Source organism: Olsenella sp. CU969, assembly GCF_905219715.1.
GTDB lineage: Bacteria > Actinomycetota > Coriobacteriia > Coriobacteriales > Atopobiaceae > Granulimonas > Granulimonas faecalis.
The window spans coordinates 1-20,164 of sequence record NZ_CAJMXC010000012.1 but is presented as its reverse complement, the minus strand read 5'-3'; the positions used below and the strand labels follow the sequence as shown (position 1 = coordinate 20,164).

Genomic DNA, 20,164 nt, shown 5'->3' with positions numbered 1-20,164 from the left:
GATGCCCGAGGAGACCGCGGCCTCGGTGAGCCCGCCGCCGCCGGGGAGCGTGCGGGCGAGGTCNAGCANCTGGCCGTCGGACTCGGCCACGGTGCCGCCGCTCGGGGCGCCCAGGGTGCGCAGGGCCCGGTAGAGGGCCACCAGGGCCTCGCGGGCCGGCGCGGCCGAGGAGAGCACGGCGTCGTTGGTGGGGGCGTCCGCGGGGCCGAAGAGCGCGTGGACCCAGGCCGGGCGCCCGTCTCGGCCGGCACGGCCGCTCATCTAGTTGAACTGCACGGTGTCGAAGGGCAGCGACCAGAGCACGACATGGCGGACGTCGGGGAGGTCGACCCCCTCGCCGAAGGCGGAGGTGGCCACCACGCAGCTCACCCGGCCGGACCGGAAGGCCCGCTCCACGGCCACGCGGCGGCCGCGGTCCAGGCCGCCGTGGTAGAAGGCCACGCGGTGGGCGAGGTCGGGCAGCCGGTGCCGCAGCTCGCGGGCGACGGCGCAGGCGGCGTCGCGGGTGTTGACGTAGACGATGCACCGCTCCCCCGACGACGCCACGGAGGCGGCGTAGGCGCCCCGGTCGCGGAGGCCGCGGTGGTCCGCCACGGAGAGGTTGGACCGCACGGTACGGTCCACGACCACACGGTCCACGGAGAGCAGCCGGCAGACCTCCTGGGCCACGGAGTCCGACGCCGTGGCGGTGGCGGCGAGCACCTGGGGCGACTCCAGGAGGGACAGGACCTCGGGCATGTCCTGGTAGGCGGCGCGGTCGCCGCCGTGACCCATGGCGGCGTGGTGGGCCTNGTCAACCACGACGAGGCCCACGCGGCCNNAGGCGNCGAAGCGTCTCCGGGGGATGGAGAGGAACTCGGGCGTGGTGAGCACCACGTCCACCGAGCCGTCGGCGAGGCCGGCGAAGGCGGCGTCGCGCTCGTGGGCGGGGGTCTCGCCCGTGAGGACGCGCACCCCGATGCCGAGCCCCGCGAACGCACGCTCGAGGTGGAAGGCCTGGTCGTTGACCAGGGCACGGAGCGGGAAGACGAGCACGGAGGCCCGCCCGCCGGCCACGGCCAGGCGCGCCGCGTNGAGGTGGAAGACGAGGGACTTGCCGCGGCCGGTGGCCATGACCTCGAGGACCGACTGGCCCTCGGCCAGCATGCCCAGGGCAGTGGCCTGGGCGGGCAGCAGGTCGCGGTCGCCGATGAGGGAGCGGCGCAGGGCGTCGGTGAGCCCGGGGGCGTCGAGGGCCGCCAGGCGGGCGCGCTCGGACGCGGGGTCGGGGCCGTCAGCGACGGCGTCGTCGCCGTCCGCGGCCGCACCGGGAACCGGCGCGTCGTCGGGGCACGCGGGGCCCTCGCCCCCGTCCCCGCCGTCGNCGGAGGCGCCGTCGCGGTAGAGGATGTCGCGCACCATGAGCTTGACCTTGGAGCGGCCCTGCCAGGTCTCCACCACGGCCTCGAACACGAGGTCCACGGCGCCCTCCCAGGAGAGCGNCCGCTCTACGTCNGGGGCGCGGAACATGATGGCCGCCACGGAGTTGGCGCCGTCGCTGACGAAGAAGCGCACGTGCTCCCCCGTGGCGCCCACGGCCGCGGCGGAGCGCATGGTGACGCCCCGCACGGCGAGGAGCGGCTTCTTGTTGCCCTGGCCGAAGGGGCGCAGGAGGTCGAGGCCCTGGACCACGGGCATCGTGAGCTCGTCGAGGGTGACGACGCAGGCCACCTCCCCCACCGAGGCGAACTGCTCCGGGGGCAGGGCGGAGAGCTCCCCCGAGAGGCGGTCGCGGAACTCCGGCAGGCGGTCGGCCGGCAGGGTGACGCCCACGGCGCCCGCATGGCCGCCGAACCGCGTGAGGAGGTCCGAGCAGCCCTCCACGGCGTGGAAGAGGTCCACGGACCCCACGGACCTGCCCGACCCGCGCGCCTCGCCGTCGGCCACCGAGAACAGCAGGCAGGGCACGTGGTAGCGGTTGACCATGCGGCTGGCCACGATGCCCTTGACGCCCTCGTGCCACCCCTCGCCGCCCAACACGAGGCAGGGCCCGCCGTCGTACTCCTCGGCCGCCCGGGCCGTCACCGAGGCCGCCATGGACGCCTCCGTGGCCCGGCGCTCGTCGTTGATGGCCTCCAGGCGGCCCGCCAGCGTGGNGGCCTCCACGGGGTCCTGGGNGACGAGGAGGTCGAACGCCACGTCGACGTCGCCCATGCGCCCGGCGGCGTTGAGGCGCGGCACGAGCGAGAACGGCAGGTCGTCGGCCTCGATGGAGGAGAGGTCGGCGCGGCTGGAGGCGGCGAGCGCCACGAGACCCGGCCGGGAGGTGCGCCGCATGGACGCGACGCCGTCGGCCACGAGGGCGCGGTTCTCGCCCACGAGCTCCATCATGTCGCTCACGGTGCCCAGGCTGGCGAGGTCGGTGTAACCGCGCCAGAGGTCGGGCCGGCCCAGGCGGCGGCCCAGCTCGCAGACGAGCTTGAGCGCCACGCCGGCGCCGGCGAGGTCGCGCGACGGGCTCTCGGGGTCGAGCTTGGGGTCGGTGACCGGCACGCCCCGGGGCACGGAGGAGCCGGGCTCATGGTGGTCGGTCACCACGACGTCGATGCCGCGGGCGACGGCGGCCGCCACCTCGTCGGCGCTCGCGATGCCGTTGTCCACGGTGACGATGAGGTCGGGCGAGCAGGCGGCCGCCACGCGCTCGAGGGCGGCGGCGGAGAGGCCGTATCCCTCCCCGAAGCGCCGGGGGATGAACGCGTGGACCGTCGCACCGAGGTCGCGCAGGGCCAGGGCGAGCAGGGCGGCGGAGCTCATGCCGTCGACGTCGAAGTCGCCGAAGACCGCGACGGTCTCCCCGTCGCGCACGGCCCGCTCCACGCGGTCCGCCGCCTGCGCCATGCCCGGCAGGTCGAGCGGGTCGAGCCAGTCGCGCCCGAGGGATGGTGTGAGGAGGCGCCCCACGGCGTCGAGGTCGGTGCATCCNCGGGCGGCAAGCACGCGGGCGACGAGGGCCGGGACGCCGAAGCCCTGACGTATGGCCTGCTCGACGGCGGGGTCGGGCTCGAGGACGCGCCACCGGTCGCTCCGGTCAAGCCCTGCCATGGCACACCGCCCTCCCCGGGCCGCGGCCCGCCTCTCGTGGTCTTTGAGTATGCCACGACGGCGGCGCCCCGCTGCGGGGGGGCGCCGCGGCGGCCGCGCGGGGTGCGGGGCCTAGAAGTCGCGGCGGCCGTCGAGGCGGTCGCGGTACTCGGCCATGAAGGCGCCGTAGCGGCCGTCGAGGATGGCCTGGCGCGCACGGGCCATGAGGTCGAGGAGGTACCGCGTGTTGTGGAGCGACAGCAGGATGCCGCCGAGCATCTCCCTCTGCTTCACCAGGTGGTGGATGTAGCTGCGCGAGAAGCCGCCCGCGCAGGNGGGGCAGCCGCANTGCTCGCCGATGGGACGGGGGTCGGCGCGGTGGCAGGCGTTCTTGAGGTTGAGGCGCCCCTCGTCGGAGAAGGCCGTGCCCGTGCGAGCCGTGCGGGTGGGCAGCACGCAGTCGAACATGTCCACGCCCACGCCCACGCCCTCCACGAGGGTGGTGGGGTTGCCCACGCCCATGAGGTAGCGGGGCTTGTCGCGCGGCATGTACTCGCCGGCGAGGGGCGCCAGGGTCTCGAACATCACGTCATGACTCTCCCCCACCGAGTAACCGCCGATGCCGTAGCCCGGGAAGTCGCCGATGTCCTCGAGACGCCGGAGGCTCTTGAGGCGCAGGTCGAGGTCCATGCCGCCCTGGACGATACCGAAGAGCGCCTGGTCGGGCCGGGTGTGGGCCCTCCAGCAGCGCTCGGCCCAGGCGCTCGAGAGGTCCACGGCCCGCTCGAGGTAGGAGCGCTCGCNGGGGTAGCCGGGGCAGACGTCCAGCTGCATGCAGATGTCGGAGCCGAGGAGCTCGGCGATGCGCATGTTCTCCTCAGGCGTCCAGGTGACGTAGGAGCCGTCGTAGTCCACGGCGCGGAAGGTCACGCCGTCGNCNGNAAGGCGCACGTGGTCGCCGTGGGAGAAGACCTGGAACCCGCCGGAGTCGGTGAGGATGGGGCCGTCCCAGCGCTCCCAGGCGTGCAGGCCGCCCATCTGGGCGACGAGCTCGGCGCCGGGGCGCATGGCCAGGTGGTACGTGTTGGCGAGGATGNTCTNGNCACCGAGGTCCCGCACCATGGAGGGCATGAGGCCCTTGACGGTGGCCTTGGTGCCCACGGGCATGAAGATGGGGGTGGGGACGTCGCCGTGGGGCGTGTGGAGCACGCCGGCCCGCGCGTGGGTGGCGGGGTCCTCGGCGACGACGTCGAAGGTGAAGGGGAAAGGCTGCTGGCTCACGGGTCCTCCAGAGTGTTCGCGGTGGGGCCAGTCTAGCAGCGGCGGCCGGTGCGGCGGGGGCGGGGAGTCAGGCCCGGCGGCAACGCCGCGCCGAGGCGGGTACAGTGGTTCACATACGGATGGAACGGCTTTGGGAGGTCCCATGGCGGACAATGCCGGGCAGAACGGGCAGGCGCAGGACGACCTGCAGGGCACGGACGCGACGGAGGACCGGGCGGACGCNGCCGAGGCGGCGGAGAGCGCCCCGGGGACGGGCGGGCAGGCCAGCGACGGCGAGACGGCCGCCGAGGACGGCGCCCCCGCGGCGGACGGCGTGGCGGAGAGTGACGCCCCCGACGACGGCCTCGAAGCGGCGCCGGCCCCCGACATCGTGGACCGCGCCCGCAAGGCCGCAGGTACCGTGGCCGACAGCGCCCGCAAGGCCGCGGGGGCGCTGGGCCAGGAGACCGTGAGCGGCTGGAGCGCCATGCGCGCCGTGAGCCAGGCCAAGCGCGCCCACGGGGAGGCCGCCGACCGCCTGGCCGAGCTCAAGGCCACCATCGAGGAGGACAGCCGCACGCTCGCCCACCGCCGCGAGGTGGAGGAGACCTACGACGAGCTCGTCGCCGGGCAGACCGCCGCCCTCGAGGCGGCCCGTCGGGCGCAGCGGGACCTCTCGGACAGGATCGCCGCCGCCGAGGCGGAGGTGGGGGCCCGGGAGGGCGACCTCGAGGAGCTCAAGGCCAAGAACGAACGCGACCTCCGTCCCTACAAGAACCTTGCGGACAGCTCTAAGTCCACGGCCGACGACGCCGCCCGCACCCTCTCGGAGGCCAAGAAGGCCGCCAAGACGGCCGAGGGCGCCGTGCGCGACATCACGAAGAGGCGCGACTCCCGCGTGTCCACCGCCAACAAGGCCGCCGACAACGCCCGCCAGCGCCTCGCGCGCCTGCAGTCCGAGATCTCCTCCATGCAGCGCGACCCCGACGCCGACCCGAAGCAGCTCTCCTCGATGAAGGCCGAGGCCACCGCCGAGATGGCGCGCCTCTCCCGCGCCCAGGACGACGCCAAGGCCGCCCCGGGCGAGGCAGCGCCCGCCATCGAGGCCGCCGAGGCGCACCTCGCCGGCGCCCGCAGGGTCCTGGAGGAGGCCGAGAGGGAGGCCGACTCCGCCAAGAAGGAGGCCAAGAAGCGGGCCCGCGACCTCGACCGCGAGCAGGAGCGCGCCAAGGCGGCGGAGGCCGACGCCGAGGACCTGCTCATCGAGGCCCAGAAGCAGGTGCGCGCCCTCAAGCAGGACCTCGCCGCGCAGCAGGAGGCCGAGTCCCAGGCCCAGGCGACCCTCGACGANGCNGCCGACATCGTGGCCCACCCCGAGGAGACGGACGCCCTGGCCGACCGCGTGACCGACAACAGCGCCGCCGCCGAACGCCAGGAGATCCACGTGCAGACGCTGGCCGACACCGAGCGCGACCTGCGCCAGCGCACCCTGCGCAGCCGTGTGGCCTTCATCCTCGTGGTGGTGGCCGCCGTCATCGTGCTGGCGGTGCTGTTCATGGCGTTCTCCTCGTAAGCCTCCCCCGGCGGCGCCCCGTCCCGGCTCCCGTCCCAACACCCGGACACTTTTGTCCCATTGGTCGGGCTCTCCAGTTGTCACCCTGGTCGGGCACCCGAGGTGTCGCGCGACCAGCGGGTGCCGGACCATGCCGAAGGCCCCTGCGGCATGGGTTTTTCGGCTGAGGGGTGCTCGAACCCATGCCACAGGCCCCTGCGGCATGGGTCACTCAGCGTCGGCCGCCTGAAAACCATGCCGCAACCCGCTCCGGCATGTCCGGAACCCATAAGGTGGGAAACAGGCGACGTGACGGACTGGCCAGGCNGCGNNGCNACNACGGATTGGCCAGGCAGCGCTGCCATGCCATATGTTCGGTGGTTTTCTCTGCGCGAGGGACCCAGAACCACCGAACATCACGATGTTCGGTGGTTTAGACAAGGTTTCTTACCGAAAAGCACCGAGCATCAGGAGGTGCTCCTGAAGAGGGAGGGAGGCCGCAGAGGCGCAGGGCGGCAGGTGCGCGACCGGGCGTGACGGTTAAAGTGCCCGACCAAGGTGACGGCGAAAGTGTCCGGGTGCTGGGACAAGAAGTGGGACAAAAGTGTCCGGGTGTTGGGACAAAGACGAGCAGTAATCGCTGAGCCCCAACCCCCGACGAGCGCACCTAAGCCATCCCAGCTGTCGGGGTCACAGGCCGGTCCGACGATGCAAAACGCCGGACCCATGGGCCGAAGGCCCCGCAGCCTACCTGATAAGCATGGCGTCGCCGAACGACAGCATGCGGTAGCCCTCGTCCACGGCCTCGCCGTAGGCGGCCATGACCTGGTCGCGCGTGGCAAAGGCCGAGACCAGCATCATCAGCGTGGAGCGGGGCACGTGGAAGTTGGTGACCATGGCGTCCACCACGTGGAAGGTGGAGCCGGGCATGAGGAAGAGGTCCGTGGTGGCGTCGCGCCGCTCCACGAGGTCCCCCCTGCCGCACACGGCGGCGGAGTCGGGCGCGCCCTCGAAGCGGCGCGCGACGACGGCGGGGCTGTCGGCCGGCGCCTCGGGGTCGAAGGCGCTCTCGAGGGAGCGCACGGACNTCGTGCCCACGGCCACCACGCGGTGCCCGGCGGCCTTGGCGGCCTTCACCCTCTCCACGACCTCGGCCGGCACGTGGTAGCGCTCGGTGTGCATGACGTGGTCGGCGGGGTCGTCCNCCTCCACGAGGCNGNACGTGTCGATCCCCACCTCGAGCTCCANGAAGCACATCCCCACGCCCCNNGCGGCGAGGCGGTCGATGAGGGCCGGCGTGAAGTGCAGGCCGGCCGTGGGCGCGGCGGCGGAGTGCTCCTCGTCCATGGCGTAGACGGTCTGGTACTTCTCGGGGTCGCCCTCGTAGGAGGTAATGTAGGGGGGCAGCGGCACGTGGCCCACGGCGTGCATGGCCTCGTCGAGGGTGCGGCCGCCGGCGGGCGAGAAGCGCACGAGCCGGCCGCCCTTGGAACCCTCCACGAAGTCCAAGACCTCGCCGGTGAGCACGACCTCGGCACCCTCGGGGGCGTGGAGGCCGCCGGCGCGGTACTCGACGACGGCGCCGGGCTTGAGGCGCTTGCCCGGGTTCACCAGGCACTCCCAGACGCCGCCCAGGGGGTCCACGTCCTCGCGGCGGCGGAGCAGCAGCGTCTCGGAGACGGCGCCGGTGGGCTTGCGCCCCACGAGGCGGGCCGGCAGCACGCGGGTCTTGTTGGCCACGAGCAGGTCGCCCGGCTCCAGGTAGTCGACGATGTCGGTGAAGGNACGGTGCTCCACCGAGCCGTCCTCCCGGTCCAGCACGAGGAGGCGGCAGCTGTCGCGGGGCTCCGCGGGGGCCTGGGCGATGAGGGCCTCGGGCAGGTCGTAGTCGAAATCGTCGGTCTTCATGGCTTGGCTCCCTGGGACGCGCGGCAAAACATGAGGGTTATACCACCGATGCGCGCCGGAAGCCTCCCGGGGTGCCGTCACGCCCCGGCCCGGGCCCCCTCGCGGCGGCGCCGGCGCTCCTCGCGGGCCTCNGCGCGCTCGAGCGCGGCCTCCACGGCCGAGAAGCGGCAGCCGCAGTAGTTCTGCCGGTACATGCCCAGCTCGCGCGACCGCCGCGTGGCCTCGGGGTAGGCCGGCCGGAAGTCGCGCACCACGGGCTCCAGGCCGTGGGCGCGGGCGCAGGCCACGAGCACCTCGTCGCAGGTGTCGTGGAGCTGGTGGGGCGACACGGCCAGGGTGGTGGTCACCAGCGAGAAGCCCCGCTTCCGGGCGGCGCGGCACGCCTCGGCCAGGCGCAGGGCGTAGCAGGCGCGGCAACGGGCCCCCCGGTCGAAGCCCCTGGGCGCCACGGCGCGCTCCCAGAGGGTTCGGTCGTCCCCGCAGGTCACGACCTCGATCCCCTCCCCCTCGGCCCATTCCAGGAGGGTGGCCAGGCGCCGGTCGTGCTCGGCCACGGGCTGGATGTTGGGGTTGGTCCAGAAGACCGTGGGCTCCATACCCTCCTCGCGGAGCAGCCGCACGGGCTCCAGGGAGCACGGGCCGCAGCAGGCGTGGACGGCGACCGGTACCGACGCGCTCACCGCTCCCCCTCCCCCACGGGTGCGGGGCCGGGCGCCACGAGGTCGTAGCCCCGGGCGGTGTCGCGCACGTAGGGGGCCTCCGCCGCAGAGACGCGACGGGCCATGACGAGGTCGCCCGTGCAGCCCGAGAGGTGCAGCCAGAGGCAGGTGGCGCCGGCCATCGGGACGTCGAGCAGCGCGCCGCCCNCCAGAAACACGGCCGAGAGGAGCGCGGCCGGGGCGAGCAGCACGGCCACGAACGAGCGACGCGGNAGCACGGCGCCGTCGGCGCAGGTGTAGAGCATGCCCGGCGGCATGTAGCCGCACCGCAGCCTGAGGCCGCGANCGCCCAGCAGCCTGAACGCCGCCCCGTGGACGAGCTCGTGCACCGGCAGCGCCACGGCCGAGACCAGCGCCACCGCGGCGAGCCAGTGGACGCNCACCGCCTCCACGGGCGCGGCGACGGCGAGGAGCACGTCGAGGACCAGGCCTGCGGCGGCCACGACGAGGGAGCCGCGGGCCACGGAGGCNAGCCAGGCGTCGTCTGCCGTGAGGTCGAAGGACTCGACCGTCGTCATCCCCAGGTCGCGCACGGCACCTCCCGATGGGCCATAATGGACGGGTTGACCACACGATACGCGACCACCGCGAGGTATGCCATGCCCACTGCCANCCGCCCCTCATTCCCTGCCNGCGCCGTGGTGACGGCCGGCATGCCCTACGGCAACAAGGGCCTGCACTTTGGCCACATCGGGGGCGTCTTCGTCCCCGCGGACTTCTTCGCCCGCTTCCTGCGCGACCGCATCGGCGCCGAGAACGTGCTGTNCGTCTCGGGCACCGACTGCTACGGCTCCCCCATCATGGAGGGCTTCCGCAAGAAGGCGGAGGACGGCTACGAGGGGACCATCACCGACTACGTCGCCGCCAACCACGAGGCCCAGAAGGCCGCGCTCGCCAGCTACGAGGTGGCCCTCGACTTCTACGGCGGGTCGGGCCTGGCCCCGGCCAGAGACGTCCACGCCGCCATGAGCGACGCCGTCATCCGCCGCCTCCACGAGGCCGGCACCCTCAAGCTCCGCGAGACGCTGCAGTTCTACGACGTCGAGGCCGGGCAGTTCCTCAACGGCCGCCAGGTGCAGGGCTTCTGCCCCGTGCCGGGCTGCAAGTCCGAGAAGGCCTACGCCGACGAGTGCGACCTCGGCCACCAGTTCGAGCCGGCCGACCTCGTGNGCCCCGTGAGCCAGGTCACCNGCACCGTGCCCGAGCTGCGGCCCGTGGCCAACTGGTACTTCGACCTGCCGGGGTTCCAGNACTACCTGGAGGGCCTCGACGACGACTGGGAGACCGACGACCAGGTGCGCGACGTCGTGGTCAAGACCGTGCGCGAGTCGCTCGTGCCGCCGGCGATCTACCTCAAGTGCGACCTGCGCGGGGAGTTCGACGCCGTGGCCACGGAGCTCCCGCCCCACACGGTGCACGAGCCCCAGGGCAGGCAGCAGTCCTTCTCGGTGGAGTTCGCCGNCTGGGAGGCCCGTGACCGGGCCCGTGAGGTGCTCGACGGCGCCGGCCTGCGCTTCCGCACCGGCAAGTGCCTGCTGCCGTTCCGCATCACCGGCAACATCGACTGGGGCGTGCCGGCGCCGGCCATGGACGGCGTGGACGGCCTCACGGTGTGGTGCTGGCCCGAGTCGCTCTGGGCGCCCATCTCGTTCACCGAGACCGTGCTCGGCGAGACGCCCGAGGACCACGCCGNCAACGCCACGCTGCCCGGGGCCGTGCCCGACACCCACGCCNGGGCGGACTGGCGCGACTGGTGGTGTGCCGACGACGCCCAGGTCTTCCAGTTCATCGGCCAGGACAACATCTACTTCTACTGCGTGGCCCAGCCGGCCATCTGGAAGGCCCTCGGGTGGGGCCTGTTCCAGGACACCCCCGTGGCCAACTACCACATCCTGTTCATGAACAAGAAGGCCTCCAGCTCCGGGGCCGTCAAGCCGCCCATGGCCGCCGAGTTGCTCGACTACTACACGCCCGAGCAGCTGCGCTGCCACTGGCTGTCGCTGGGTCTGGGCGCCAAGGCCGTGTCGTTCGCCCCCAAGCCCTTCGACACGAGCGTCTCCCACAAGGACAAGAAGACCGGCGAGGAGGTCCTGGTCAAGGACGACCCCCGCGTGGTGGACCCGGCCCTCAAGGAGAGCGCGTTCCTCACCAACATCTTCAACCGCCTGGCGCGCTCCTGCTTCTACGGCGCCCAGCGGCACCTGGGCGGCCGCCTGCCCGAGGTGGCGCCGGGCGAGGAGACCGTGGCCGCCTGCGACGAGGCCACCCTGGCGTTCGAAGAGGCCATGCACGGCCTCGACTTCACGCGCGCCCTCTCCGTGGCCGACGCCTTCNGCCGCGAGGCCAACCGCCGCTGGGACGCCGCGTCCAAGGCCGCCAAGGNCGACGAGNACGCCTATGCGGCCGCCCTCGCCGACGCCTTCCGGAGCCTGCGCACCCTGACGCTGCTCATGCACCCCGCAGCCCCCACCGGCTGCGAGAAGGTCCGCGAGCACCTGGCCATACCCGCNGACCTGCTGTTCTCCTGGGACCACGCCTTCGAGGGAGTCACGGAACTCGTGGGGGCCATGGGAGAGGCCGTGGCCGACCACGGGCTCGTGGAGCTCCCGCCGAGGACCGACTTCTTCGAGAAGCACCCGAGCCAGTACCGCTGAGCCGGTACCGCCCGCCCGTGCCCTACGGCGAGAGGACCCGGGCGGGCATCATCGGGTCAATCAAGGGCGGCCCCCGCACCTCGAGATGCGGGGGCCGCCCTTCCGTTGCCGCCCTTGCGATGCATGAGGAGGGTCTCCCCTTTCCCAGAAGTCGTCCCGGGAAGGGGATCTGCCCCGTTGCCGCACCGCGTCTTCCCAGAATCCAAATCGGGAAGGCCCTTTTCCCCAGAGAGGTTCCCAAAATCCCTTTTGGGAAGGAAAAACGCCCCAGAAGGGGTTTTGGGAAGGACGACCCGATGCCACGCGGCCTTCCCGGCTTCCCAAAAGCGTTATCGGGAAGCCGCCGAGCGCGAGCGACCGCAGCGGCCGCGCTACCCCTGCGCCGCCTCGCCGCGCCAGCGGTCCAGGTGGGGCAGCAACATGCCCATGAGGGAGACGGCCTCCTCCCGGGAGATGCCCATGGCGTCGNCCTCGAGCTGGGCCGTGGCCTCGATGAAGTCGTCCATGGACACGTCCTTGGCCGTGAAGTCGCCGCCGTCGTAGCAGTACTTGCAGTAGTGGTCGCTCGGGCTGCCGTCGGCCTCGGTGCCGTGGAGGGACGGGTCGGGGATGGGCATGGAGCAGCACTGGCAGTAGTACTCCATGGGCATCTCGAAGAAGCGCTCCAGCGGCACGGAGAACACCGTGCAGATGAGCTTGATCATGTCGATGCCCGGGGCCGTCTCCCCGGTCTCCCAGCGAGAGACGGCCTGACGGGTCACGTAGAGCCTGCGGGCCATCTCCTCCTGGGTGAGGCCGGTCTCCTTGCGGATGGTGGCGACGATGTCTTTCATGGCCATGGGTTCCTCCCGAGGTCGTTGGTGGGTGGCCCCATGATGGGGGTGCGGAGGGGTGCCCGACAAGAAACGGGTTGTTGCGGAGGGGCCCGGTGTCCCATGGGCCGGCCTCGTTGGGCGTCACCGACGCACGAGCGCCGCCAAGACGACCCAGCACCTCGCCACAGGGAAAAAGGCGCGCCGGACGACGGGTCCGGCGCGCCCNCGACGCAGGGTGAGAGCAAGGGCTACATGATCTTGCGATAGAGCCCGATGATGGTCTCGGCGTCGGCGTCGCGCGGCGTGCCGGGGAAGCAGGCGTCGGCCATGACGTCGGCGGCGAGGTCGGGGAGGTNCTCCTCGACGATGCCCTCGCACGCCGTGGGGATGCCCACGTCGGCACCGAGCTCGGCCACGGCAGCCACCACGAGGCGGTTCACCTCGTCGATGGGGAGGCTGTCGGAACCCTCGACGCCCATGGCCTCTCCGATGGCGCGGTAGCGTTCGCCGCAGGCCGGCGCGTTGTACTCGAGCCCCACCGGCAGCAGCATGGCGCAGGCGACGCCATGGGGCGTGTCGTAGCGGGCGGAGAGGGTGTGGGCCATGGAGTGGACGATGCCCAGCCCCACGTTGGAGAACCCCATGCCCGCGATGTACTGCCCCAGGGCCATGGCGGTGCGGCCGCTGCCGGGCTCGCCGCCCTCGGCCTCGGCCACCGCGTCGCGCAGGTTGCGGGAGATGATGCGGATGGCCTCGAGGTGGCNCATGTCGGAGAGCTCCCAGCCCCCCTTGGTGAGGTAGCCCTCGATGGCGTGGGTNAGGGCGTCCATACCGGTGGCGGCGGTGAGCGCCGGGGGCATGCCGGCCATCATGTCGGGGTCGACCACGGCGNCCTCGGGGANGCCGTTGACGTCCACGCACACGAACTTGCGTTTCCTGGCCACGTCGGTGATGACGTAGTTGATGGTCACCTCGGCGGCGGTGCCGGCGGTGGTGGGCACGGCGACGGTGAAGGTGGCGTGGTTCTTGGTGAGGNNCACCCCCTCGAGGGANACGNNGTCGGAGAACTCGGGGTTCTCGGCGATGACGCCGATGGCCTTGGCGGTGTCCATGGAGGAGCCGCCACCCACGGCCACGATGGCGTNGGCACCGGAGGCCTCGAAGGCGGCCACACCGGCCTGGACGTTCTCGACAGTGGGGTTGGGCTTCACATCGGAGAAGAGCTCCCAGGGGATGCCGGCTCCGTCGAGCACGTCGCACACCTTGGCGGCGATGCCGGCCTTGACCAGGCCGGGGTCGGTGCATACGAAGACCTTGGACTTCCCGCGGCGCAGCAGCTCGCCGGGGATCTCGGCCACGGCCCCAGGGCCGTGGTAGGAGACGGGGTTGAGAACGAAACGGTTGACCATGGGCGGTACTTCCTTCCTTTCGGCGGGCTCGGCCCGCCTGCTGGCTTTTACCGGCTGACGCCGAGGATGGAGGCGATGCGCTCCATCTGGGCGTCGTCGAGCTGGACTGCGGGGTCGAAGATTCGGGTGGAGATGGGCAGCCCCTCCACGGCCACGGCCCCCTTCACGGCCGACACGAACAGGTCCGCGCACCCGTAGACCGCCATGTAGCGCGAGATCTTCTGGGAGCACGCGAACGCCTCGGCGAGGTCCCCCGCCTTGTAGGCCTTGTCCATCCTGGAGAACACCTCGGGCACGGCGTTGGTGAGGCCGCAGAGCACGCCGTTGCCGCCGGAGGAGCGGTTGGCGAGGTAGTACTCGTCGAAGCCGGAGAGGACCGAGAACTCGGGGTTCACGGCCCTGACCGCGCCGATCACCTCGCGGGTGTGGCTGATGCAGTCCACGGTGTCCTTGATGCCGCAGATGGCGGGGTGGCGGGCGGCGAGGGAGGCGACGAGGTCGGGGGTGAGGTCGGTGCCGGTGCGTGCCGGGAAGTTGTAGAGGACCACCGGCAGGTCCTGGGCCTCGGCGATGGCCCCGAAATAGCGCTCGGCGCACTGCGGGCTCGGCCCGAANTAGTAGGGCGACACCGCGAGCACGGCGTCGGCGCCGGAGCGCGCGGCATGGCGGGACAGCTCGAGGACGTTGGAGAAGGTGGTGTCGCCCACGCCCACGAACACCTTCATGCGCCCGGCCGCTCTCTCCACGGCAAAGGACACGGCCCGCTTCTTGTCCTCAAGGCTCACCGAGTAGAACTCGCCTATGGACCCGAACAGGAGGACGCCGTCGATCCCGGCCTCGGCCAGGTGGTCGATGTGGCGCCCCCAGANGTCGAGGTCGAGNTTGCCCTCGTCGTCGGTCACGGTGACCGAGGGGCAGAACACGCCGTCGAACATCTAATCGCTCCTTTCATGGGCGTGCCGGGCCCCGGGGCCCGGCACGCCTCGCACATNGTTCGNTCNCCGGGCCTAGGCCAGCTCCTCGCTCTCGTAGACCACGCCCTTCTGCACGATCACGTTGGCGTACTGGGCGCGCTCGCCGGTTGCCACCACCACATAGGCCCGGGAGGCGGCCTCGTAGAAGGGGAACCGGTCGATGCGGCCCACCGCCTCGGCTCCGCGCCCGTCTGCGGCGGCGACGATCCTGTCGTAGACGTCCCACACGGGCGTCTCCACCGTGTCGCCCGGGACCTTCTCCATGAGGGTGACGGGCTTCTCGACGTACTGGTCGAGGGGCACGAGCCTCAGGACGGCCTCGAGCAGCTCGGGCACACCGTGGCCGTCGCAGCGGACCACGAGGGTGTCCCTGCCCACCGACTCGGCGGGGAAGTTGGCGTCGGCGAGGACGAGGGTGTCGCCGTGGCCCATCTCGTCCAAGGCGCGCAGCAGCTCGGGCCCGATGATGGCGGGGATTCCTTTGAGCATGGTCACTCCTTAGTCCAGCGCAGCCGGGTCGATGCCGTAGCAGGNGCAGGCGTTGTCGCAGAAGAAGCGCCCGTCGTCGCCGAAGGCCTCGCGCAGGCGAGCGAAGTGCTCGGCGAAGTCGCCGTACATGGAGACGACGGGCCAGTTGGAGGCGTAGAGCAGGCGGTCGGCGCGAAATGTCTCGCGCACGAAGCCCAGGAGCTCCCGGCAGAAGCCGGCGTCGGCCGTNGGGAACCCNGACACCTTGACGTAGAGGTTCGGCAGGTCGGCAAAGCCGGCCATGACGTCGCGCCAGGCGTCGTCGAAGGTGTCGGGGGTCACGTTGCCGAGGTGGTTGAGCACGACGGTCTCCTCGGGCACCTGGGAGAAGGCCCGGAGGGCGTCGGGGAGCTCGGCCGTGCGGTTGCACGACTCGAAGGGCAGCCCGGCCGCGGCGAGCACCCGCAGCCCCTCGAGGAACCCTGGCTCGAGACAGCGGCGGGGAGGCTCGGAGTCGATGTGGAGGGGCTCGCGGACACCCGCCGCGAAGACCGGCAGGCGCATCCAGGGCTCCACCCGGGTGCGCAGCATCGCGGCGAGGAGCTTGGGGTCGTCGGCCATGCGGTCCCACACGAGCCGGTCCTCGAGGGCCGGGTCGTCGCCGTCGACCTCGACATAGACGCCGCCGACGAAGTCCACGCCGGGAAGCCCGGCATAGGCGGCCTCGAGGTCAGACAGGTCATAGGTGCACGTGATGGAGCCGTCGGTGCCCTCGAGCCAGTGGAGGTTCNGGCAGGAGAGGTNCCACACGTGGAAGTGGGCGTCTATAACGCGCAGTCCCTTGNCGGCCATCTCAGCTCGCCTNCAATCCGNTGCGGGAGCCCCTGAAGCCGTACCAGGCCACGAAGGCCAGGGAGGGCACGGCGATGATCATGGCGAAGGTNTGGCTGCCGGTCATGTCGATGAGGGCGCCCGCCAGGAGCGGCACGAGGGCGCCACCCACGATGGACATGACGAGGGCCGACGAGCAGGTCTTGGCCGCGGCGCCGTTGAGCCCCCGCAGGGTGAGGGAGAACACCGTGGGNTAACCGATGGACATGAACAGGAAGGCCAGGATGAGGGCCACCACCGACACCGGGCCAAGGCCCAGGAAGCACACGAGGAACAGCACGGCCGCGGTCCCCATGTAGACGCCGAGCATCTTGCCGGCGTCGAAGCGGGCGNGCAGGGGAACCGAGACGAAGCGGCCCACGGTGAACAGCAGCGAGAGCACCGAGAGGAGCATGGCGGCCTGGGCGGCGGTCATGCCCTGCCACTGGTCGAGGGCGATGCCGGAGAACAGCGACATGCCGATGGTCTGGACGCCCACGTAGAGGAACTCTGCGGCGACGCCGAGGGCCACGTGGGGCCGGCGCACGACCCGGGCGAAGGAGGCCTCCCTGTCGTGGACCTCGGAGCCGTCGGNCTCGTCGCCCGGGGGCACGGGCAGCTTCACGAACACGAACACGGCGAGCAGCACCGCGAGCACGACGCCGATGACGATGTAGACGGTGCGCATGTTGGCGAGGAAGTCGACCTTGGCCGCGTCGAAGCCGGGGTTGCCCGCGGCCACGGTGACGCCGAGGATCTGGGCCAGGAGGAGCGGCCCCACGATGCTTCCCACGCCGTTGNAGCCCTGGGCGAGGTTGAGGCTCATGGCCTCGNGCCTCNCGTCACCGAGCTTGGTGATGTAGGGGTTGCAGTTGGCCTCGAGGCTCGAGGCGCCGGCCGCCACCACGAACATCGACACGAGGAAGAGGGCGAAGCTCGCGGCGTTGGTGGCGGGGACCGTGATGAAGGAGCCCACCACGAAGAGGGCAAGACCGAGGACGACGCCGCCCTTGTAGCCGTAGCGGCGGGCCACCAGGGAGGCCGGCACGGCCATGATGAAGTAGGCGCCGTAGTAGGCCACCTGGAGCAGCGACGCCTCGGTGGCGGAGAGCTCGAGGTAGTTGGCCATGGGGCTGTTGAGGCCGTTCACCAGGTTCATGGTGAGGCCCCAGACGAAGAAGAGCGAGGTGACGAGGGCGATGGCCACCACGGCCTTGGAGCCGCGGCGCTCGCCGACGGCGTCTTTGGTGCCGGGGGCCTTGGGGGCGGGTTCTNCCATGGGTCCCCCCCTAGTCCAGGGCGCGGTCGAGGTGGACGTAGCCGCCGTCGACGTGGAGCCACTGGCCGGTGGTGTGGCTGGAACGGTCGGAGAGCAGGAAGACGCAGGCGTCGGCGATCTCCTCCACCGAGGTCATGCGGTGCTCCAGGGGGATCTTGTCGGTGATCGTTCTGAGGCGGGCCTGCTGGGCCTCCTCGTCGCCGAAGGTCTTGATCCAGTTGGCGTAGAGGGGGGTCCAGGCCTCGGCCACCACGATGGCGTTCACGCGCACGTTGTCCTTGGCGAAGGCGGCGGCCCACTCGCGGGTGAGGCCGAGGATCGCGCCNTNGGCGGCGGCATNGGCGCTCGTCTTGCCCTGGCCGGTGAGGGCGGTCTTGGAGGAGATGTTGACGATGGCGCCCTTGGACTCCTTGAGGTAGGGGCAGCACTCGTGGACGAGCTCGTAGTAGTGGGTGAGGTTGCCGTGGATCGACTCCTCGAACTCGCGCCAGGTGGTGGTCTCGACGTCCTTGTTGTCGTTCTTGCCGGCGTTGTTCACCACGCCGTCGATGTGGCCGTACTTGGCGTAGACCTCGTCGACGATGGGCTTGATGGCGTCGTCGTCGTTGAGGTCGATGAAGTAGACCTCGAACCGGTCGNTGACCTCCTTGAGCTCGGCGACGAACTCGTCCTCCACGCCGTCCTTGCGGTTGAGGACCACCGGCACCGCCCCCTCGCGGGCCAGCTGGAACACGATGCCCTTGCCAATCCCCTTGAAGCCGCCGGTGACGAAGACGACCTTGTCCTTGAGATGCAGGTCCATGACGAAAGCTCCCTTCCTTGCCCGGCGCCGCCGGGCGTCCTTGCCGGTCCCCCGGNGTTTACATGTAGTTGCAGAGATGGGGCAGGGCCGTCTCGGTGTAGCCGATGGCCTCGGCGCAGGTGAGGCGCCCGCTGCAGACCTCAACGAGGTCGTCGACCATGGCGTCGCGCAGCTGCTCCATGGTCTCGGGGCCGTAGATGGTGGCCGAGGCGTCGAAGTCGGTGTTGTCGGCCATGGCGCGGNCCGTCTCGCGGTTGGCAGTGAGGCGGAAGACCGGCGCCATGGCGTTGCCCGTGGGAGTGCCCCGGCCGGTGGAGAAGACCACCAGCTGGCAGCCGCCGGCCACAAGCCCGGAGATGGAGGTCGGGTCGTTGCCGGGGGTGTCCATGATCACGAGGCCCTCGTGGGCCTTGAGCTGGTCGGCGTAGGGGTAGACCGCGTTGATGGGGCTGTGGCCCCCCTTGTGGATGCAGCCGAGCGANTTCTCCTCGAGGGTGGTGAGGCCANCCGCGATGTTGCCGGGGCTGGGGTTTCCCTGGCGCATCTCGGCGCCGAACATGTGCACGTACTCCTCGTAGTCCTTGACGATCCCGAGGATCCGGGAGGCCACCTCCGGCGTGGCGGCCCGGCGGGCCAGGATCTGCTCGGCGCCGAAGAACTCGCTCGTCTCGCAGAGCACCGAGGTGCCGCCTTGGGCGACGAGCCAGTCCGAGACCTCCCCGATGAGGGGGTTGNACCCCAGGCCGCTGGTGGNGTCGGAGCCGCCGCAGTTGGTGCCCAGGACCAGCTCCGAGATGTCGCAGGGCTCGCGCCGCTCGGAGGCGGCCCGCTCCGCCAGCCTGCCGGCGATGCGGGTGCCCTCCTCAACGGCGGGGATGGAACCGCCCACCTGCTGGATCACGAGGGTCTCGACGGGCTTGTCGGTGCGCTCGCGGATGGCCTCTACCACGAGGTCGTTCTGGCACCCCTCGCACCCCAGGGACACGGCCAGCACCGAGCTCACGTTGGGGTTGGCGGCGAACCCGGCNATGGTGTCCATGGTGACCTGCTGGTCGGCGGGCACCTGGGAGCACCCGTTCTGGTTGTGGAACGAGACGCAGCCCTCCACGTTGCGGGCGATGCGCTCGGTGGTGTCGGAGGCGCAGATGCTCGTGGGCAGCACGAGCACGTGGTTGCGGATGCCCACCCGACCGTCGGGGCGACGGTAGCCGTCGAAGACCCTACTCATTGCCGACCTCCTCGGCTCGCAGTCCATCGGTGGAGACGCAGTTGTGGGTGTGGACGTGCTCACCGGCGGCGATGTCGCAGGTGGCCACCCCGATGTACTCGCCGTACTTGACCACGTTCTCGCCCTTGGGGATGGGCGTTCGGGCGACCTTGTGGTACAGGGGCACCGTCTCGACGCAGTCGAGGCGGCCGGTCTCGCCGGTGCGGGTGACGTAGCAGACCTCGGTGCCGGCTTCGAGGGGCTCTATGGCAACGACGACGTTGTCCTTCTGGTCGATGAGGACGGCGTTGCGCATGGGTTACCTCCTTCGTGGGATCGGGGGTGGGCGGTGTTCGTACGACTGTTGCCGTACGCTTGTTGTTCGTATATACGAACTATGTTCGCTATTACGATTGCTATACTAGGAAGCCGTCGAGACGCCGAAGACGCGGTTCCGCCGGCTCTGCCACGAGCGGGCGTGTTTTCTCCGCGAACGGCAGTTAAGGGCAAAAATCGGTTTATATGTATATAGACTGAATATAGGTTGGGCAGCTGAGGGCAGGAGGATCCATGGNCGAGGAGACCGCNGCGGCACCGCATCGGGCCACGGCACGTGTGCTCGAGGTGCTCTCCCTCCTGGCGGCCCACGACGAGGGGCTGTCGTTCTCGGAGCTCTGCCGAGCCGTCGGCGCCCCCAAGGGGAGCCTCTTCCCCATCCTCAAGACCATGGTCGACATGCGCTTCCTCTCCCTCGACGCCGCCACGGGACGCTACCGCATGGGACCCATGACCGCCATGTGCGGGCGGGCCTTCGAGNGCGGCGACGGGACGTTCCGCCTCCTCGACGAGTGCGCCCGCGGCGTGGTGGCGGCCTGCGGGGAGACCTGCCAGGTGGGCTGCCGCGACGGGTCCCGGGTTCGCTACCTGCTGCGGGTGGACTCCCCGCAGGCCGTGCGCCTGGCGAGCGCCCCGGGGGCCACCCTGCCGCTCTACAGCACGGCCATCGGCAAGGCCCTGCTGTCCGCCATGGACGACGGGGAGGTCGACGCCCTGGTGCCGACCCCTTGGGAGCGGCTCACCGACGAGACCCTCGACTCCCCGGACCAACTCCACGCAGAGCTCGACGAGGTGAGGGCCGGCGGCTTCGCCTTCGACCGGGGGGAGACGAGCGAGGGGGTCGTCTGCAT

Annotated in this window: 16 protein-coding genes; 2 read left to right on the top strand and 14 right to left on the bottom strand. The window is 71.2% G+C overall.

Going from position 1 to position 20,164, the window contains the following annotated elements; translation table 11 throughout:
* Positions 1-261 precede the first annotated feature (261 nt).
* The 5 genes from recJ to JX283_RS02535 all read right to left on the bottom strand — a co-directional run bounded on the left by recJ (position 262) and on the right by JX283_RS02535 (position 9,032).
* Positions 262-3,081 carry a single-stranded-DNA-specific exonuclease RecJ gene (recJ, locus tag JX283_RS02555; protein WP_370583397.1) on the bottom strand — a complete coding sequence of 940 codons (2,820 nt, stop codon included), beginning with the start codon at positions 3,079-3,081 and terminating at the stop codon, positions 262-264.
* A gap of 111 nt (positions 3,082-3,192) precedes the next feature.
* Positions 3,193-4,341, bottom strand: a complete 1,149-nt coding sequence (tgt, locus tag JX283_RS02550; RefSeq protein ID WP_239652434.1) for a tRNA guanosine(34) transglycosylase Tgt — start codon at positions 4,339-4,341, stop codon at positions 3,193-3,195.
* 2,278 nt (positions 4,342-6,619) lie between these two features.
* Positions 6,620-7,780: a tRNA preQ1(34) S-adenosylmethionine ribosyltransferase-isomerase QueA gene (queA, locus tag JX283_RS02545; protein ID WP_204829200.1), complete on the bottom strand. Its 1,161-nt coding sequence runs from the start codon at positions 7,778-7,780 to the stop codon at positions 6,620-6,622.
* Positions 7,781-7,857: 77 nt separating this feature from the next.
* Complete coding sequence (locus JX283_RS02540; protein ID WP_204407633.1) at positions 7,858-8,460, bottom strand: epoxyqueuosine reductase QueH; 603 nt, start codon at positions 8,458-8,460, stop codon at positions 7,858-7,860.
* A complete protein-coding gene (locus JX283_RS02535; protein ID WP_204829199.1) occupies positions 8,457-9,032 on the bottom strand; it encodes a metalloprotease family protein in 576 nt (191 codons plus the stop codon). Before JX283_RS02535 ends, JX283_RS02540 begins: the two co-directional genes overlap by 4 nt.
* A 66-nt stretch (positions 9,033-9,098) precedes the next feature.
* On the opposite strand from JX283_RS02535, the gene JX283_RS02530 reads away from it, so the two are divergent.
* Positions 9,099-11,153 (top strand): class I tRNA ligase family protein, encoded by a 2,055-nt coding sequence (locus JX283_RS02530; RefSeq protein ID WP_204829198.1) that lies wholly within the window; start codon positions 9,099-9,101, stop codon positions 11,151-11,153.
* A 371-nt stretch (positions 11,154-11,524) separates the two neighbouring features.
* Here JX283_RS02530 and JX283_RS02525 read toward each other — a convergent pair whose 3' ends face one another.
* The 9 genes from JX283_RS02525 to JX283_RS02485 form a co-directional block, all read right to left on the bottom strand.
* Positions 11,525-11,986 (bottom strand): zinc ribbon domain-containing protein, encoded by a 462-nt coding sequence (locus JX283_RS02525; protein WP_239652433.1) that lies wholly within the window; start codon positions 11,984-11,986, stop codon positions 11,525-11,527.
* Positions 11,987-12,216: 230 nt separating this feature from the next.
* Positions 12,217-13,377 carry a lactaldehyde reductase gene (gene fucO, locus JX283_RS02520; protein WP_204829196.1) on the bottom strand — a complete coding sequence of 387 codons (1,161 nt, stop codon included), beginning with the start codon at positions 13,375-13,377 and terminating at the stop codon, positions 12,217-12,219.
* 47 nt (positions 13,378-13,424) lie between these two features.
* Positions 13,425-14,312 (bottom strand): dihydrodipicolinate synthase family protein, encoded by an 888-nt coding sequence (locus tag JX283_RS02515; protein ID WP_204829195.1) that lies wholly within the window; start codon positions 14,310-14,312, stop codon positions 13,425-13,427.
* A gap of 72 nt (positions 14,313-14,384) precedes the next feature.
* Positions 14,385-14,840 carry an RbsD/FucU family protein gene (locus JX283_RS02510; protein WP_135978808.1) on the bottom strand — a complete coding sequence of 152 codons (456 nt, stop codon included), beginning with the start codon at positions 14,838-14,840 and terminating at the stop codon, positions 14,385-14,387.
* Between the two features lie 9 nt (positions 14,841-14,849).
* On the bottom strand, positions 14,850-15,671 hold the full coding sequence (locus tag JX283_RS02505) for an amidohydrolase (RefSeq protein ID WP_204829194.1): 822 nt from the start codon (positions 15,669-15,671) through the stop codon (positions 14,850-14,852).
* Position 15,672: 1 nt separating this feature from the next.
* The gene (locus JX283_RS02500; RefSeq protein WP_204829193.1) at positions 15,673-16,968 is read right to left on the bottom strand and encodes an MFS transporter; all 1,296 of its coding nucleotides are present in this window, start codon (positions 16,966-16,968) and stop codon (positions 15,673-15,675) included.
* Positions 16,969-16,978: 10 nt separating this feature from the next.
* Positions 16,979-17,770 carry an SDR family oxidoreductase gene (locus JX283_RS02495; protein WP_204829192.1) on the bottom strand — a complete coding sequence of 264 codons (792 nt, stop codon included), beginning with the start codon at positions 17,768-17,770 and terminating at the stop codon, positions 16,979-16,981.
* A gap of 58 nt (positions 17,771-17,828) precedes the next feature.
* Positions 17,829-18,998 carry a UxaA family hydrolase gene (locus tag JX283_RS02490; protein ID WP_204829191.1) on the bottom strand — a complete coding sequence of 390 codons (1,170 nt, stop codon included), beginning with the start codon at positions 18,996-18,998 and terminating at the stop codon, positions 17,829-17,831.
* A complete protein-coding gene (locus tag JX283_RS02485; RefSeq protein WP_135978803.1) occupies positions 18,991-19,293 on the bottom strand; it encodes a UxaA family hydrolase in 303 nt (100 codons plus the stop codon). Before JX283_RS02485 ends, JX283_RS02490 begins: the two co-directional genes overlap by 8 nt.
* 254 nt (positions 19,294-19,547) lie before the next feature.
* On the opposite strand from JX283_RS02485, the gene JX283_RS02480 reads away from it, so the two are divergent.
* Positions 19,548-20,164: IclR family transcriptional regulator (locus JX283_RS02480; RefSeq protein WP_204829190.1), on the top strand; the 617-nt coding region annotated here is incomplete at its 3' end.

What these genes read in the sequence shown, in the direction of transcription:
- JX283_RS02510 (WP_135978808.1), bottom strand. Translation starts at nt 14,840, where the DNA reads ATGCTCAAAGGAATCCCCGCCATCATCGGGCCCGAGCTGCTGCGCGCC.
- JX283_RS02485 (WP_135978803.1), bottom strand. Translation starts at nt 19,293, where the DNA reads ATGCGCAACGCCGTCCTCATCGACCAGAAGGACAACGTCGTCGTTGCC.